24 protein-coding genes are annotated in these 13691 nt (G+C 40.6%); 4 read left to right on the top strand and 20 right to left on the bottom strand.

Going from position 1 to position 13691, the window contains the following annotated elements:
- Window positions 1-12 precede the first annotated feature (12 nt).
- From QYT14_RS13440 to QYT14_RS13350, 19 genes are all read right to left on the bottom strand, one after another.
- Window positions 13-189: a hypothetical protein gene (locus tag QYT14_RS13440; RefSeq protein WP_171035764.1), complete on the bottom strand. Its 177-nt coding sequence runs from the start codon at window positions 187-189 to the stop codon at window positions 13-15.
- A 5-nt stretch (window positions 190-194) separates the two neighbouring features.
- Window positions 195-356: a hypothetical protein gene (locus QYT14_RS13435; RefSeq protein ID WP_171035765.1), complete on the bottom strand. Its 162-nt coding sequence runs from the start codon at window positions 354-356 to the stop codon at window positions 195-197.
- Window positions 353-1168 carry a ParB/RepB/Spo0J family partition protein gene (locus QYT14_RS13430; protein ID WP_061437372.1) on the bottom strand — a complete coding sequence of 272 codons (816 nt, stop codon included), beginning with the start codon at window positions 1166-1168 and terminating at the stop codon, window positions 353-355. Before QYT14_RS13430 ends, QYT14_RS13435 begins: the two co-directional genes overlap by 4 nt.
- Window positions 1155-1529, bottom strand: coding sequence for a hypothetical protein (locus QYT14_RS13425; RefSeq protein ID WP_138293650.1), 375 nt, complete (start codon window positions 1527-1529; stop codon window positions 1155-1157). The genes QYT14_RS13430 and QYT14_RS13425 overlap by 14 nt, the downstream gene beginning before the upstream one ends.
- Before the next feature lie 4 nt (window positions 1530-1533).
- Window positions 1534-2004 (bottom strand): hypothetical protein, encoded by a 471-nt coding sequence (locus QYT14_RS13420; protein ID WP_061437374.1) that lies wholly within the window; start codon window positions 2002-2004, stop codon window positions 1534-1536.
- A gap of 7 nt (window positions 2005-2011) precedes the next feature.
- Window positions 2012-2275 (bottom strand): hypothetical protein, encoded by a 264-nt coding sequence (locus QYT14_RS13415; protein WP_007219318.1) that lies wholly within the window; start codon window positions 2273-2275, stop codon window positions 2012-2014.
- Complete coding sequence (locus QYT14_RS13410; protein WP_225665232.1) at window positions 2272-2931, bottom strand: AAA family ATPase; 660 nt, start codon at window positions 2929-2931, stop codon at window positions 2272-2274. Before QYT14_RS13410 ends, QYT14_RS13415 begins: the two co-directional genes overlap by 4 nt.
- Entirely contained in the window at window positions 2852-3667 is an 816-nt protein-coding gene (locus QYT14_RS13405; protein ID WP_061437375.1) for a hypothetical protein, read from the bottom strand. The genes QYT14_RS13410 and QYT14_RS13405 overlap by 80 nt, the downstream gene beginning before the upstream one ends.
- Before the next feature lie 47 nt (window positions 3668-3714).
- Entirely contained in the window at window positions 3715-4473 is a 759-nt protein-coding gene (locus QYT14_RS13400; RefSeq protein ID WP_061437376.1) for a hypothetical protein, read from the bottom strand.
- Window positions 4474-4498: 25 nt separating this feature from the next.
- On the bottom strand, window positions 4499-4933 hold the full coding sequence (locus QYT14_RS13395) for a hypothetical protein (RefSeq protein WP_005655465.1): 435 nt from the start codon (window positions 4931-4933) through the stop codon (window positions 4499-4501).
- A gap of 43 nt (window positions 4934-4976) precedes the next feature.
- Window positions 4977-5606 carry a hypothetical protein gene (locus QYT14_RS13390; RefSeq protein WP_289307472.1) on the bottom strand — a complete coding sequence of 210 codons (630 nt, stop codon included), beginning with the start codon at window positions 5604-5606 and terminating at the stop codon, window positions 4977-4979.
- 131 nt (window positions 5607-5737) lie between these two features.
- The gene (locus tag QYT14_RS13385) at window positions 5738-6169 is read right to left on the bottom strand and encodes a hypothetical protein (protein WP_005655471.1); all 432 of its coding nucleotides are present in this window, start codon (window positions 6167-6169) and stop codon (window positions 5738-5740) included.
- Between the two features lie 4 nt (window positions 6170-6173).
- A complete protein-coding gene (locus QYT14_RS13380) occupies window positions 6174-6902 on the bottom strand; it encodes an MBL fold metallo-hydrolase (RefSeq protein ID WP_005655474.1) in 729 nt (242 codons plus the stop codon).
- A gap of 6 nt (window positions 6903-6908) precedes the next feature.
- On the bottom strand, window positions 6909-7847 hold the full coding sequence (locus tag QYT14_RS13375; protein WP_005655476.1) for a recombinase RecT: 939 nt from the start codon (window positions 7845-7847) through the stop codon (window positions 6909-6911).
- An 8-nt stretch (window positions 7848-7855) separates the two neighbouring features.
- Window positions 7856-9817, bottom strand: coding sequence for an AAA family ATPase (locus tag QYT14_RS13370; RefSeq protein ID WP_008642483.1), 1962 nt, complete (start codon window positions 9815-9817; stop codon window positions 7856-7858).
- Window position 9818: 1 nt separating this feature from the next.
- The gene (locus QYT14_RS13365) at window positions 9819-10103 is read right to left on the bottom strand and encodes a hypothetical protein (protein ID WP_005655479.1); all 285 of its coding nucleotides are present in this window, start codon (window positions 10101-10103) and stop codon (window positions 9819-9821) included.
- Window positions 10104-10106: 3 nt separating this feature from the next.
- A complete protein-coding gene (locus QYT14_RS13360; protein WP_008642482.1) occupies window positions 10107-10319 on the bottom strand; it encodes a hypothetical protein in 213 nt (70 codons plus the stop codon).
- A gap of 14 nt (window positions 10320-10333) precedes the next feature.
- A complete protein-coding gene (locus QYT14_RS13355) occupies window positions 10334-10885 on the bottom strand; it encodes a helix-turn-helix transcriptional regulator (RefSeq protein ID WP_005655483.1) in 552 nt (183 codons plus the stop codon).
- On the bottom strand, window positions 10882-11127 hold the full coding sequence (locus tag QYT14_RS13350) for a hypothetical protein (RefSeq protein WP_005655486.1): 246 nt from the start codon (window positions 11125-11127) through the stop codon (window positions 10882-10884). Before QYT14_RS13350 ends, QYT14_RS13355 begins: the two co-directional genes overlap by 4 nt.
- 144 nt (window positions 11128-11271) lie before the next feature.
- Here QYT14_RS13350 and QYT14_RS13345 point away from each other — a divergent pair, with 144 nt between their 5' ends.
- Genes QYT14_RS13345 through QYT14_RS13335 form a run of 3 tightly spaced genes read left to right on the top strand, consistent with a single transcriptional unit; the run spans window position 11272 to window position 12203 of the window.
- Window positions 11272-11715 (top strand): helix-turn-helix domain-containing protein, encoded by a 444-nt coding sequence (locus QYT14_RS13345; protein WP_008642480.1) that lies wholly within the window; start codon window positions 11272-11274, stop codon window positions 11713-11715.
- Window positions 11716-11745: 30 nt separating this feature from the next.
- A complete protein-coding gene (locus QYT14_RS13340) occupies window positions 11746-11946 on the top strand; it encodes a hypothetical protein (protein ID WP_005650570.1) in 201 nt (66 codons plus the stop codon).
- A gap of 23 nt (window positions 11947-11969) precedes the next feature.
- Window positions 11970-12203, top strand: coding sequence for a hypothetical protein (locus tag QYT14_RS13335; protein ID WP_005650572.1), 234 nt, complete (start codon window positions 11970-11972; stop codon window positions 12201-12203).
- A 269-nt stretch (window positions 12204-12472) separates the two neighbouring features.
- Here the strand turns inward: QYT14_RS13335 and QYT14_RS13330 are convergent, their stop codons facing one another.
- Complete coding sequence (locus tag QYT14_RS13330; protein ID WP_005650576.1) at window positions 12473-12718, bottom strand: hypothetical protein; 246 nt, start codon at window positions 12716-12718, stop codon at window positions 12473-12475.
- 362 nt (window positions 12719-13080) lie between these two features.
- Here QYT14_RS13330 and QYT14_RS13325 point away from each other — a divergent pair, with 362 nt between their 5' ends.
- Window positions 13081-13500: a hypothetical protein gene (locus QYT14_RS13325; protein ID WP_008642475.1), complete on the top strand. Its 420-nt coding sequence runs from the start codon at window positions 13081-13083 to the stop codon at window positions 13498-13500.
- Window positions 13501-13691: the final 191 nt, after the last annotated feature.

The following is a 13691-nucleotide window of genomic DNA, read 5'->3' as shown; positions in this document are numbered from 1 at the left end:
ATCTTCAAATCATTAAAATGCAAATACTACTTTTTCGCCATTCATAGCCATTTTTCGCAGGGTGGGGTATCGCTCATAAACTTTGTTAGTCATATCCTCAATATCGAATTTGAAAGCCGGGCAATACCTGTATCTGAAAGCCGCATAAAAGCGGTCATTCAGCATTATGTCAATCATCAGCGTTTTCATGCCATCTATTTACCACAACAAGGTAATTTAGTGTTAAACACCTCTTTCAGCCATTGTTTGTACGGGAGAATTGGTTTACCGTAGAAAGTCATATTGGCTTTGTAATTCTCATACAAATTCTTGCGGAAATCCGCAGGAATTTGCTTTTTCTGTTTTCTCATTTTCATTTTATGCCCCCTTTCTTGTATTCTCTCATCGCTTGGCTAAGGCTTTCCGTCTTATCCAGTAGCCTTGCCAGCTTATCCACGTCCACGATAACCTCACCATCCAAATAAGCCCAAACCTTTCTCAGAGCTTCCGCAATGGCTTTTGCTTCTTTAGAATCTTTCAGAGAATTAAGAACCTCCTTATTGGTAGCTGTATTCCTACCGTTTTCTTTGGCGTTATCCACAGCCGACTTTGCAGCCTTTACCTGTTCTTTCTCACTGCCATAATTGGCGGCAATCTCCTTAGCTGCCTTAACCGACAATTCCCCTTTCATAATCCTTTCTTGAATGTACGGGGGCAAATCCAACAAGGAAAGGCATTTGCTTATGAAAGCCGGGCTTTTCTTGAACTTATCCGCTATCTCAACTTGGCTATATCCAAATTCTTCTTTGAAACGTCTGAACATGATAGCGCACTCGTATTCGGTAAATTTCTTACCCTCGTTACGCATCATCTGTTGAATATACAATTCTTCAGTAGAAGCGTCCTTTCGGGCTTTCATGGCACGAACATAAGGAATATCCGCACCCTCGGATATAGCCAACATGGTAGCCCTGTATCTACGTTCACCATCCACTAATTTGTATTTCTCGTTGCCCTCATCATCCTTAAAAGCTATAACCGTCAGAGGATTTAAGACACCCTTTGCCTTTATTTGCTCTTTCAGTTCGTCAAGGTCAAAATCACGTCTTACATTGAAGCCGTCCACAACCACGATATTACGGGGGTCAATCAAAAAGAGGTCTGTATTTTTTGTTTTATTCGTTCCCATAATTACTTCTTTCCCTGTTAATTTTCTGTTTTTCAATATATTTCTTATATATTTTACATACCGCAGGACGTGTTTTTGCGCAATTCCATGCACTACTTGAACTATAATGTTGGCAGTGGCTTCGGGTACACCATTGCCCGGGACAAAGTTGTTTGCAAATCAAATCTACGGCATCATAAACACGACTATATGAACGTTCGTTTTCATGCTCCACTATACTACTATTAGCAAGGATAGTACGCACTAAAACCTCATCGTTTTTGTCTTTATCACACAATCCCACTTGTTTTTTCGTCCGCTTTTTACAATCCAGATAAGTGAGATATTCCAAATATTGAGGCTTTCCTAAATCTGTTTTCATAGGCTTAATATCTGAACGAAGAAAAATGTACGATAACACCCTCAAACACATTGCTTTTGGAGTTCCCAAAGAACCACTCTACAAAATTTTCAACGCTCAAACCGTCATTCTTTGCCACAACTTCAACGGGGACTTTCTTATTGTCAATCCATACTTGGGGTACGGCATCATCGCTTCCATAGGTCATAGTAATATGCTGTAAACCTATCTTCTCATACTGGGCAAATTCCCGTTGCTCTGAGTTGTACGGTCTGCCCGTCCATTCACGCACTGAAAGATATTTTTTACCGGATGCAATATCTTTATATCTCTTATCCCACACGCCATTTTTATTGTAGCGTATAGTATGTATCTTTTTATGCTCTTTTAGTTTGCCCTCAAACTCTGTAGGCTTTCCAGCCAAAGAATGTGTAACCGGGAATACACGGCATAAGGTCACAACCACTTTTTTCTTTTCTGATTTTTGGTGTTGCATAGCTTTATTATTTACTTGGTGTATTACTCGCTGAATAATAAGCAAGCGTTATCACATCCCACATTTCGCTCACAATGGCAAACGAAAATGTCTTATCCGGGTGGGTACTACTTGGCATATCCAGCATTTCTTTTTGTATCGCCTCGTTCCAATAATGGCAATCGGGCGTGTAGTTAGATTGAAAGCTATTAATGCTTGCAATAAGTTCGTTGTAATACGCTTCACCGAAAGCATTAATGAGCTTTGTTTTGTTTCTGAGCGCAAATCTCATTTTCGATAGCTTTTTTGGCTGTAGTGCAGCCGTTCAAACATTTCTTCCATTCTATCAGCAATACGCTCTCCGTACCTGTCGCCAAATTCCTCATCTGCCAAATTGGAAGTGGCTATAGTGAATAGCTGCCTGTCATATCGGGCATAGATTAATTCAGTAACCGGGGAAAACTCGTTGCCCCAACTTTTCACGCTTGCTGGTTCAGTGCCCACATCATCAATAAACAAAAGTTCTTGATTCTTTAGCTTGTTGAAATAAGTCGGGTCATCGGCTATTGACTTGGCAAGGTTCAGAGCTGATATGCGGTACACTCCCTTTCTTTCGGAAGATAAATCACTATTGTACAAGATACCTATAATATTGCATATCGCCTTTGCAAGCGTGGTTTTACCACTTCCTACCGTACCATACAGAAGCAAGCCGAACTTTCCGTTTCCGCAAAGGAACTTAGCCGCTTTGCCTATCTTTTCCAACGTGGCTTCATCCGAAACATACTTCATGTTTCTGCGCTCAACTTCTGACTGATAACACATCCTTAGCATTTCCGCTATGTCTTGTTCGGGAAACTTCTCAATCTTAAAGCGTGTCCCTAAAAGTCCTCTTTGCGCTTGGTTTGCCAATATCTGTTGCAGCCGTTGTACCAGTTTGTTGTCCATATCTATTCATATTTTCGTAATACTTATCTTTTACCCAGCCCCTAATAGTCAGGTAATCGGATTTATACTTCTTACCCTTAGAACCTTTGTAATTGTTGAGAATATCAATCATCGCTTTAGCGGCTTCTTCGCCATATTCGGTACATAATTTTGTGTATTCATCACGTGTCAAAGTAACGTAATCAGCATAATTGTACTTCTTGGCTTTTGCAATCTTCCGCTGTTGTTCATCAGTCAGTGGCGGTGGATTCTCCGGCAAATCATCGGGAAATAGGTCTGCTTGCGCCCCTTGTTGTGTTTCAGCCGTTGGGGAAGGTGTATGTGGCATTTCTATCGGTGGCGTTTCCACAAGCGCATCAACTTTGGCTAATATCCGTTTACCCATAGTTACTCCACCTTTTTTCCCAGCCTCAGACCGTTTTACCCGTATTGATTCCATCTTAACCATATCAGCGTTGTACAAAGCCCCATCATTCCTTACAGACAATAATTCAGCGTTAATCAATGATTCTATCAGCTCCTTTGTTCCACTTCCGTAGAGAGCTTCTAATTCATCAACCGTGTACGCACCGCCAATAGGTTTCAGCATAACCCCACGCTCTATACTCACCCACATACAGCAAAGCATATCCAACCACAAGCCCTTACAAGCAAATGACAACCTCATAGCCGCATTGTTGGATAACCAAGCGGTGGCATCGAAAGGCATAGGCGGTATGATTTTTTTATTAGCCATATTATGAGCTGTTATAAGTGGGGGATTTCTCCCCCACGATATAGTATTTAGATTTCAAGAATAGCAATGTCCGGGGCAATGGTACGAATGCCGTCTAACACCTCGTCAATACACTTATCTCTGTAGTCCTCTGCCAGTTCGTTAGCACCGGGCGAAACAAGTTGCAACAACACATCACCATTAGAAAGATAGTGGTCGAACTCAACTTCAATAGGTGTTTTTGCAGTTCCCTTGAAAATGGCGATGTTTATCGTGAAACTCTTGGGCAAATTACTTTCTACTTGTGAACGGTACACCTCAGCCATAGAGCCGGACGGGTCACGCTGTTTCTGAATTTCAGTCTTGGCGTTAGCCGTGAAGTTCTTTAATACCGAAACGAGCTTCATACAATCCTCTTTTTGCATGAATACGCCACGATTCAAACGCAGGAACTGCCCCAGTTTAGCTGGAATCCAGCCACATTCTCCGTCATTGATACCGAACTTTGAAAAGACTTCCGATAATTCCACCGTACCTACAAAGGTGTTTTTGGTGTAATAATCATCCTCATTCACGGTAAGCGTGATACTCATTTTCTCACGGTTTACCTTAATATTCGCACGTTTTTGGTCGATGGTGTCAATACGCTTTTCCAACCAATCTAACGGAGTTCTGATAACACCTGATACAGAAATACTTTCCGGTTGCTTAATGGGCAATTCGTCCAATGCTTTAGGAGCATTACCAATTCTGTACACTACTTCGATAGGTTTTTCACCCTTGTACTCACCGATGTTCACGGTTAATCCTTTTTCTTGATTTTCCATTTTGAAATGTTTTAATTATTAATACTTAATCGTCTGTACCCGTTTTATCCGCACGGATAGCACGGAACACGTTACGCTGCCTTTCGTCTTGTGTCATGGGGCGTTGTTCCAGCAAATAACCCTCCGGGCTGTAGAAGCCAACCATTTTTTCTTCCTCATCTACAAACTTGAAACAGTCGCCCTTAATCCAATCGCCCCCGGCTTTCAGTTCGTCACGGAGTTTAACTATGCGTTCCTCCAAAGGCTTGATTTTGCCTTTGTAATCGGCTCTGATTTCCGCTAATGATTGTTCCAAATCTGCTTTTTGAATCGCCACGTTAGCGAGGTCTGCCCTCCTTTCGTTGATTTCTTCTTGGTCGAATTTGCGTGTATAGCTACGCTCTACAATTTGGTCGCAGCTATCACGTAGAATCTGTGCCCTTTGTTCCACCGGGGTATCGGCTAACATGATGTCTTTCATTTCACCTTGTTTTTAGTTAATAATATGTTTAATAAACACACTTTTATTTCAAACGATTTCCAACGGTAAAGTTGAATTTCAAATATTCAGCCCAAAGTTCAATGAATTGCTGCCCGAAATACTTAGCCTTTTCTTCCGTTTCTTGGCACAAGCGGAACCCAAGGGTCGCACCCGCATTCGAGGAACGATAACCCGCATCCAGAAGACCGAAACCCGCAGCCGCACCATGACCCGCAAGAGCAGACAAAAGGGCACCTCTTTGTTCGGGATACATATCATTAATTTCTTTCTTAGTATACAAAGCAAACCACGGATACCAATACACTTTGCTTCCCTCTCCATCCGGCTTTGGTTGGAAATTTCTACCCCACAAAGCCCGACTAATAGTTTCTAATTTCATAAGAGCAACAATATGGGATGGCATATTTACCCTATCACCTCCATTGGTTAAAACTATGGTAGTATCTCCATTCACACTATCCACTCTTATTGCATCTTGTTTTAACGCCACACAAGCATCCTCATACGTGCGGATAGTCTTGTAATCGTCCAACGTGGGCTTTGCAGCCTCAAACACTTTCTTTCCAAACAGGCTTTCCATAAAATCCTTAATTCCATCACAAGCATTTGCATAAGCTGTTTGCAACTTGCTTTCTTCAATTTCTACTTTCATCTTTCAATGTTTTTAATTTGTTAATAATCTTTTTTGTTAATCTTATTGCGTTATCCACTCTCGTACTTTGTCCGGGTGGAATATTTGCTATCAAAATGGGCACTAAGCGTATCAGCTCAGATACCACGCTGTTAGGTATTCTTTTCATGGCTTCTCCAATATTTATCCGGGTCGGGAATATCCACATTCAGAAACTCTTTGGCGTACTCCCTCAGTTTTTCGCAATAGGTGGAAAATGTCACCGTATCCATAGTGGCTGTAGAACATGGGAACTCTACAATCTCCCCCGTGTGCTTGTTTACCACTTTGTCAGCCGTCATTTGAGCCTTAAAAAACTCATGCACTTGTTCCACTGAAACGAACTCCCAACCAGCTTCTAAAAGAGCATCTAAAAGGATAGGGTAAATACACCCGAACAACCACCCGTTTTGGTCTAAAGAACGTGGTTTTCTGACTTTCTTAACCTCTATCCTATAGATACCATCCAAAGCGTTACGCATCCATTCGTACAGAGGCTTCAAATCAAATAACCCGTTTCTCTTTTCTACTTGGAGTTTAGCCATATCCTTATGTTCTATCTAAATCAATCGTTAAACCCGGCTTTGCCGCATAAACCACTTTCCCCGTATGCCTTTCCACTTCCGATATGAAATAAGGCTCATCGCTATTATTCTCGGAAAGGTGTAAAAGCACGATTTCCGAAACATGGGATAAGTCGTTTGCTTCCAAAAAACCCTTGCACGTAGTAAGCTCCATGTGTGAGGTAAGCAGACGTTCACGCTGTGAGGGCAACGTGCGCCCGGCTGTAATCGCCTCAATGAGCTTCTTATCAGAGTAATTGCACTCTATCAGCACATGGTTAAGCCCCTTGAACTGATATTCGCACATACAGCTATCGGTAAGAAATACCATCTTTCCCATATCGGGGTGGTCTATCAGATAGCCGACACATGGCACATCATGGCAAGCAGGAAAAGGAAGTACCTTAAAATTACCCATCTTATAGCCTTTGCCCTCTTTAACCACCAAAGAACGGGAATCCCAAACGCCCTTTGCAGTCCATACCTCCCGTAATGCCAACGTGTGAAATCCACTATCCACCATTGCCTTAATATATTTGGCGTGGTCGTTGTGGGCGTGTGTTACCACACACCCTACAACTTTTCTCAGATTGAAATCCAACGCTTTCTTGACTTCTTGGAAACGGATGCCTGCCTCTATAATCAAAGCCTCCTTACCGTTATCCAAAATGTAACAGTTTCCGCTACTACTTGAACCAAGAACAATCAGTTTCATACGCTATCAATATCCGGGGTCAATAGTTTCCATTTGTTGCTCGCTTGACACGCTTTCAAAGCTAACATCTTCCGCATCAATCAACTGTTTGTTTGCGTAATTGTCGGTCAATATTTCACGCTGTGAAGTTTCGTCACCCTCGTAGTCATTGGTGATGGCATTTTGCATTTCTACGGACAAATAGCCATATTTACTCAGTAAATTACGGATAACGGTTTTTTGTGCCATTCCGTGAAAGTTACCCATCCAACCAACCTTGTTGCTATCGGGAGAAACGGGCAAATTAGCCAAATTCAGCAACTTTTCAACCGTTACATCCTTATCGCTTGTGATGGCTTTACTGTATCGCTTTGCATGGTTTGCCATTTGCTCCACTGTCATGTACAAAGTCTTGCTAAAGCCGTTCATAAGTTCAAAGTAACAGAAATAGCCTATCACCTTATCGCTTTTCCTTTCACCGTCAAAGGCTATTTCCCCGGTCAGTTTGTTTACCTTGCGCAACTCACCATCATACACCACATCCGCATTGATGGTACGGTATTGTCCCGTGCGCATGGCAAGCTGAATATAACCCTTATAGCCCATTTGAAAAGTCGGCTCATACACTTTAATCCAGTTGCCCTTTTCATCCTTTTTGGAGTTTTTGAACGGGATAATGAAAGCATAGCCCAAAGCCTTGTTTATTGGCAAATGTAACGTGGCAGCTTTGAGTGCTTCCATTACCACCTGTTTAGGATTACAGAGTTGCAGATTGCTATCTCCGTTGTATAGGTCAATTACAGAGGCTACGAATGTTGCCGAATTTTTACCAAGCGCATTTTTGAATTGTTCTTGTACGCTTTCGGCATTCATCATGCTTTTAAGAATATCTACAGGCTTTCTTTGAGTAGCTACCTGCCCACCATTTGCAGCCTGTTGTATGGTTGTAGTCGCTTGCTGTGTCATAATCGCAATTATTTAATGGTTAGTTCTTTGTCCGTAGTTACCACCAGCCGGATAATCTGACTGAGTGATGGGATTATTTGATTCACGCTTTCCGCATTATCAACGAAAATCGGTGCAGATACCCCCTTTGCCGTGCAAATGGCATTGATTATATCTATTCCGGCATTGATTTGTCCGGCATTGTTCACGTCAAGGAAAGGTGTACCGTTCACGGTGCATACACACGTCAGTTTTTCGCCTCCGTTCAGTTGTTCGTTCACAAAGGAGAATGATACATATCTGAACATTCCGTTAATGCGTTTCAACAGCTCCGCATCCTTATCCTTTTGGAATTGGAGTGCCGTAAACTCCCATTTTTCAAGGTCTGCCAACTTTTGATTGTTGGCAATGCGCTTTTCTTCCAAAGAAGCGATTTCCTTTTCAGCCCTGCCGATTTGTTCACGGTTTGCCAAACGCTTGTATAAGCCTTGCACGGCTTCATTCAAAGTTCTTTTCTCCGATTGCAGTTCCGACACGTCCACAATCTTTGCATCCACTTTGAGCTGATTTTCAAGTTCGACAATCTCGTTCTTGATGTCAATGCAAGTTCGGTCGGATGCTATCATTGCTTCCACGTTTTGCGCCTCGGGGATAGAAGCCTTTGCTTGTTGAATATCGGCATTGATACGCTCTATCTTTTGTTCCAGCTCCTCGATTTCGGCATTGGTACGGTCTTTAAGCCCTTGCATTTCTTCAAGCCGTTGCTTTTTAGCCATGCCAGCCTCTTTATTCGCTTTCAGACGTGCCGCCTTATTAGCGTTAAAGTTGGCTTGCATTTCACGCTGCTTGGCTTCTATATCCTCAATTTCCAAAGGACGTTTGCAAGTGGGGCAAATAAATTCACCCTCATTATAGGTAAGTTCCTCCTTGCTGATAAATGAAAATTCACCACGCAATGCGGACAATTTGGTATTAAGCTTTTCTATCTCAATATCCATATCCGCAACCGATTGCCTTTTTCTGTCTAAAGAGGCTTTTTCAGTACGCAACGAATATTCCAATTCGTTCAGCTTCAAAGATGCCTCATTGCGCCCTTTGTTAGCTTCTGTAGCGATTTCATTCATTCTACTATTGAGTTGTAGGCGTTTTTCACCTATTTGCTTTTGGATAAAAGCCTTACGTTGATATTCCTGCTCATTCAGCTTTGATTTGTCGGCAATTTGTTCCTCTATCTGCTGAATACGGGCATTTTTATCCTCAATCTCACTATCAATGGCTACCCAATCCTCTTCCTCCGGCATAAGTTTACGAGCCGTTTCTATCTGAGAGGGAATAACTGACAATTCATCTTTGCAAGCCTTTTTCTTGGCGGCTACCTCTTTGGCGTATTGGGCGATGCTCCTGCCGGACAACTGAGCCAGCAACTCCAAATATTCGGGCTTGGTCTGCGCTACGTCTTGGTCGGTAAGCGTTCCTACCATATCCAAAAGGATTTCTTTTTGCGCTTCCGGCTTCATTGATGTAAAGTAGAAAGGGTTGGTTATCATTCGGAAAACATCTTCCGGGATGATGGCAGCTACTTCACTATCATACTCCTTTTTGGTAGCCAACTTAACACCGTTCAAATAGAACTCTGTTGCATGATTCTTTAGGCTTTCTTCCGTAGTTCCACGTGGCTTGACCCAGTTTTCCACATAGCAGCGTTGCAGTGTTACCGTCTTGCCATCCACTGATAGTACACCAGTAACGGAGTGTTCAAGGTGCAAAATAGGCTTGCCGTCCGAATCCAACGTTTTAATGTTGAAATTACTATCCGACCGTCCCGTACTGTCTTTTCCAAAAAGAAGCCAAAGGAATGAATCGAACACAGTTGTTTTGCCCGTACCATTTTCTCCAGCAACCAGCGTTTCCGCATCGGAGAAACCGATATTTAGGCTTCTGATTCCCTTAAAATTCACAAGGGATAATGATTTTAATTTGATTGTTCGCATATCACTTATTAATTATAGAGTTGATTTTCTCTGATTTATCCACTGCCATAAGTTCGGCACGTGAATACAATACTTTGGAATGTATAGAGCTACCGCCACGGATAGTAGAAACTCTGCCGTCTTTTTGCCAGCGTTTCACCCGGCACTCTTGAAACAATCTGTATGCTTCACGTTGTGAAATGAGGTCTTTTGCCGGGATAGTCTGTTTTACATAGTTGGCAGCACCCAAAGAAGCCATTTCCATACAGAGATTCTTTAACTCGTATAGTTCCATCTGAATTGCCATAAGTCAGTCCTTTTTGTAGCGGTTCTTAAAATATTCTCTAACACTTACTATCCCATACTCATTGTCGGTATAGAAAACCCATGCCAGCCAAAAACAAGCCATAGCGGTAAAGAAGTGAAATGAGGCATTACAGAACAATGCCCCAGCAAGGGCAATAATGCCAAGAAGTAGCGTAACGCCACATTGGATAAGGTTTGCTAAAGTTTCTCCTTTCATCGGTGTTGCATTTGTTATTTGAAAAGATTGTTAGTCATAGCATACCGCATAAATTCAGCCATTGAATGTACTCCCACCTTTCGGAAACTGTTTTTTCTATGGTTGTTCACGGTATTTAAAGAGATAAACAGCTTTTCGGCTATTTCTGAATCGTTTTTCCCATCATAGAGCATTCGCATAACTTCTATTTGCCTATCGGACAACTTAGAGTTGAATTTAGGAGCGCAAATAACTTTATCATGTTTGCATTCTCCACGTAATGGACAACCTACAAACTCAAAATTAAAGTTCCAATTCTCATCTACATCAATCATGTTGTCATACAGACCGAAGTTGCATTTAATGAATCTACGCACCGCTATGAAATCCCGATACCTCTTGTTGTTTGAATTTTTAGAGTATATATCCATAAGCGCATCGTATGCTTCGGGATAAAACTCCCTCAGTATAGCCAAGAAAGCTTGGATAAAGTCGGTATCAGTTTCTTTCAACTGCCTTTCGGCTTCTCCGATAGGGCGCATAGTAACTTCACCCTCCGGGGTTGTGTAGAACTCTATAGCTTTCATTCTGTAACAGGAAATAAAATATCGGCTGGAACGCCCAGTTTATCACTAATCATCTTTTGTTTGAGGGCATCCGGCTTTTGTACGCCATGAATCCACATTCGTACCGTCTTGGTACTACACATACACAGAGCCGCTATTTCCTCCACAAACTCAGTTTTTGGAGCTTTTACAGCACTCCTTTCAGGCAATCCTTTGTAAATCTGAATAAAAGACTGATAGTCTTTTTGGGTTACTTTTTTCATTTTCTCTAATTTATATGTTCTACAAACACGCTTTTTGGCTATATTTGTAATGTCATTTATTTAATTACGCAACAAATATAGGCTATATATCCGAATGTAACAAAACTTTTTGGATATATTTTCTATTAAAAATATTCTATTTACATGCAACGATTTGATTTAAAGAGGTTTAGGCTTGATAGAAAACTTACTCAAAAGGAGTTGGCAGAGATATTAATGTGTAAACAAAACTATATTTCAAATATAGAAAACGGAATAAAACCTATTTCAAAAGAGAAATTGGATATATTGCAGTCTAAATTCGGTGATATTTCAAAGTATTATTCGGATATATCACCAAAGCAAAATACGATATTAAAAGAAGTCACTCCCGAAGATTTCATGTTTGCTGGTGCTGACGCTTTTTCAAGACAAGTCGTAAAGATGATGAATGACAAGCTGATTGCACCTTATGGAATGTTAGTAGAAAAAGATAAGGAAATAGAACGGTTGAATAGATTGATAGGCAGATTGCAAAACGAAATAGAGGAACTTAAAAAGGGAAGTGCCCAAATGGAGAATCCTGCCGGATGTGCCAATGCCGTATAGTGTTTGGTTTAAAGCAAAGAAAGTATTGATATGGAAAAGTATTACAGAATGGTTATAAACCTCTACAAAGAAGTTCTTTTAATTAACCGGGTAAACCCCGATAGGGTATTAGATGCGCAAAGGGAAATATCCAACGCTATTACTACGGCTATAATAACCAATGAGCCTACAGGTGAATTGGAGTTGCTAAAATCCGATATAGAGAACTTGAAGAGCCATATATCGCAATGAATACCGTTATAAGCAAGCAAATAATGGAAAGGTTCTATAGTGCGCTGGATGCCATTATAGCCATGAAGAAAATAAGAGGAGTAAATACATACTGTAGGCTCAACAACATAGATAGAAGAAATTTTATTGCGCAAAGAAAAGACTTGGAGCGTGGATGGTTTCAATTATCTTGGTTGTATCCTATGGTTAAGGAGTATGGAGTAAGTGCCAAATGGCTGCTTACTGGATTTGGAAGAATGTTTGAAGAACAAAAATAGCCCCATGCAAACATTACTAGTCTGCATAGGGCTATTTCTTACAAACATTCTATATCATAAATTAGCGAGCCATTTCTTGCCTGATTTTGTTCTTAGCCAAATCATAAATGCACCCGTCACGACTATTCCAACGGTAAAGATAGCTCCTAACATTTCCATATCATAAATTAGCTAACCATCTTTTACCGCTTTTGGTTTTAAACCAAATTAAGATTCCAATGCCTATTACTGAGCATATAGAGAAAAACATAATCATAAAATCCATATTTCTATCTTTTTAAAATGTTATAACCTATAGAAGCAAATATATATGTCAGTAGCATTCCTGTTGCGAGCAACACCCCTTGTTTTATCTGAGGCTCATCAATTATCAGCGAAACGCCCCCAACTAAAGCCATAGCCGTAAATACAAGTTTAGCCAAGTCGTAGAAGAATTTTCCAAGCGTTTCCCTACTTGTTCTTTCTTTCTCCTTGACCTCTTTCTTAGCTTCTTGTTGTACGCTCCAATTACCCATATAAACTACTATTTTCTACAAAGGTACAAAATCCCCGCTTATTTGGAAACAAAAACCTATATATTTTTGATACGTCATTATAAATATAACACTGCAAGACTATTTTTATAACAAATAATACACTATATTTGCTGCTGAATTAAAATATCACTAAATAGCATTGGCTATTGTTGTAGGGATTAAGAAAACGACCAAATTTCAGAAACAGCCCTCAGACAATTTGCTAATGCCTGCGCTTTGCGTGGGCATTACTCTTGTATGGGCTGTTAGGTGCTTGGTCGTACCTCTTAATCCTCGGAGTAATCCCACGCTTTCGTGTGTATTACAGTAGCTTGCTAAGTACAACCGTTAAATACACACTTATGAAAACTTTGCTAATGCTTTGCCTGATAGCTTTGATAACAGGATGTAATAGCGACACTCCGCAACGTAAAGCTGAGAAACTAATAAATAGGTATTTGGAGAATAATTTAAAAGACCCTGATAGTTATGAGTGTATGGATATGGGGAAAATAGGAATAGTCACACCTATGTCTAAAGCATTAGTGGAAACCGTTAAAAGAGCAACGGATGGAGAGTTCCCAACAGATAGCATTAACTCAAAATTAGAACAAATCAAAGCTATGTTTGAAAACAAGGGTATAAATCCATACGATACTTTAGCTTGGGAGATTTCCCATAGATATAGAGCCAAAAACTCCTATGGGGGATATGCAATTACTAATTGCACTTATCATTTCAACAAAGATATATCGGACATAATTAGCGTAGAAACAAAATAGAATCTACCAAAGTAAAATTACGGCACTTCCATAAGTGCCTTTTTTTGTTCTTCCCCCACACCCCTATTTCATATATTTACTCTTAATTAACTATATAATATTATATATTAGTATATATTATCCCTTATAACTTGCATAAAATTTTGCCTAAGCAAAAATAGGCTTGTAAATCACTGAACTATAACAGCTTA

The sequence above is a fragment of the uncultured Phocaeicola sp. genome (assembly GCF_948499155.1).
In the GTDB taxonomy this organism is placed as follows: Bacteria; Bacteroidota; Bacteroidia; order Bacteroidales; family Bacteroidaceae; genus Phocaeicola; species Phocaeicola faecalis.
The sequence above is the reverse complement of the archived record's forward strand: the minus strand, read 5'-3'. Positions and strand labels throughout refer to the sequence as shown.

Bases quoted from the DNA above. Each gene is read 5' to 3' on its own strand.
- QYT14_RS13440 (WP_171035764.1), bottom strand. From the start codon at position 189: ATGAAAACGCTGATGATTGACATAATGCTGAATGACCGCTTTTATGCG.
- QYT14_RS13435 (WP_171035765.1), bottom strand. From the start codon at position 356: ATGAAAATGAGAAAACAGAAAAAGCAAATTCCTGCGGATTTCCGCAAG.
- QYT14_RS13430 (WP_061437372.1), bottom strand. From the start codon at position 1,168: ATGGGAACGAATAAAACAAAAAATACAGACCTCTTTTTGATTGACCCC.
- QYT14_RS13425 (WP_138293650.1), bottom strand. From the start codon at position 1,529: ATGAAAACAGATTTAGGAAAGCCTCAATATTTGGAATATCTCACTTAT.
- QYT14_RS13420 (WP_061437374.1), bottom strand. From the start codon at position 2,004: ATGCAACACCAAAAATCAGAAAAGAAAAAAGTGGTTGTGACCTTATGC.
- QYT14_RS13415 (WP_007219318.1), bottom strand. From the start codon at position 2,275: ATGAGATTTGCGCTCAGAAACAAAACAAAGCTCATTAATGCTTTCGGT.
- QYT14_RS13410 (WP_225665232.1), bottom strand. From the start codon at position 2,931: ATGGACAACAAACTGGTACAACGGCTGCAACAGATATTGGCAAACCAA.
- QYT14_RS13405 (WP_061437375.1), bottom strand. From the start codon at position 3,667: ATGGCTAATAAAAAAATCATACCGCCTATGCCTTTCGATGCCACCGCT.
- QYT14_RS13400 (WP_061437376.1), bottom strand. From the start codon at position 4,473: ATGGAAAATCAAGAAAAAGGATTAACCGTGAACATCGGTGAGTACAAG.
- QYT14_RS13395 (WP_005655465.1), bottom strand. From the start codon at position 4,933: ATGAAAGACATCATGTTAGCCGATACCCCGGTGGAACAAAGGGCACAG.
- QYT14_RS13390 (WP_289307472.1), bottom strand. From the start codon at position 5,606: ATGAAAGTAGAAATTGAAGAAAGCAAGTTGCAAACAGCTTATGCAAAT.
- QYT14_RS13385 (WP_005655471.1), bottom strand. From the start codon at position 6,169: ATGGCTAAACTCCAAGTAGAAAAGAGAAACGGGTTATTTGATTTGAAG.
- QYT14_RS13380 (WP_005655474.1), bottom strand. From the start codon at position 6,902: ATGAAACTGATTGTTCTTGGTTCAAGTAGTAGCGGAAACTGTTACATT.
- QYT14_RS13375 (WP_005655476.1), bottom strand. From the start codon at position 7,847: ATGACACAGCAAGCGACTACAACCATACAACAGGCTGCAAATGGTGGG.
- QYT14_RS13370 (WP_008642483.1), bottom strand. From the start codon at position 9,817: ATGCGAACAATCAAATTAAAATCATTATCCCTTGTGAATTTTAAGGGA.
- QYT14_RS13365 (WP_005655479.1), bottom strand. From the start codon at position 10,103: ATGGCAATTCAGATGGAACTATACGAGTTAAAGAATCTCTGTATGGAA.
- QYT14_RS13360 (WP_008642482.1), bottom strand. From the start codon at position 10,319: ATGAAAGGAGAAACTTTAGCAAACCTTATCCAATGTGGCGTTACGCTA.
- QYT14_RS13355 (WP_005655483.1), bottom strand. From the start codon at position 10,885: ATGAAAGCTATAGAGTTCTACACAACCCCGGAGGGTGAAGTTACTATG.
- QYT14_RS13350 (WP_005655486.1), bottom strand. From the start codon at position 11,127: ATGAAAAAAGTAACCCAAAAAGACTATCAGTCTTTTATTCAGATTTAC.
- QYT14_RS13345 (WP_008642480.1), top strand. From the start codon at position 11,272: ATGCAACGATTTGATTTAAAGAGGTTTAGGCTTGATAGAAAACTTACT.
- QYT14_RS13340 (WP_005650570.1), top strand. From the start codon at position 11,746: ATGGAAAAGTATTACAGAATGGTTATAAACCTCTACAAAGAAGTTCTT.
- QYT14_RS13335 (WP_005650572.1), top strand. From the start codon at position 11,970: ATGGAAAGGTTCTATAGTGCGCTGGATGCCATTATAGCCATGAAGAAA.
- QYT14_RS13330 (WP_005650576.1), bottom strand. From the start codon at position 12,718: ATGGGTAATTGGAGCGTACAACAAGAAGCTAAGAAAGAGGTCAAGGAG.
- QYT14_RS13325 (WP_008642475.1), top strand. From the start codon at position 13,081: ATGAAAACTTTGCTAATGCTTTGCCTGATAGCTTTGATAACAGGATGT.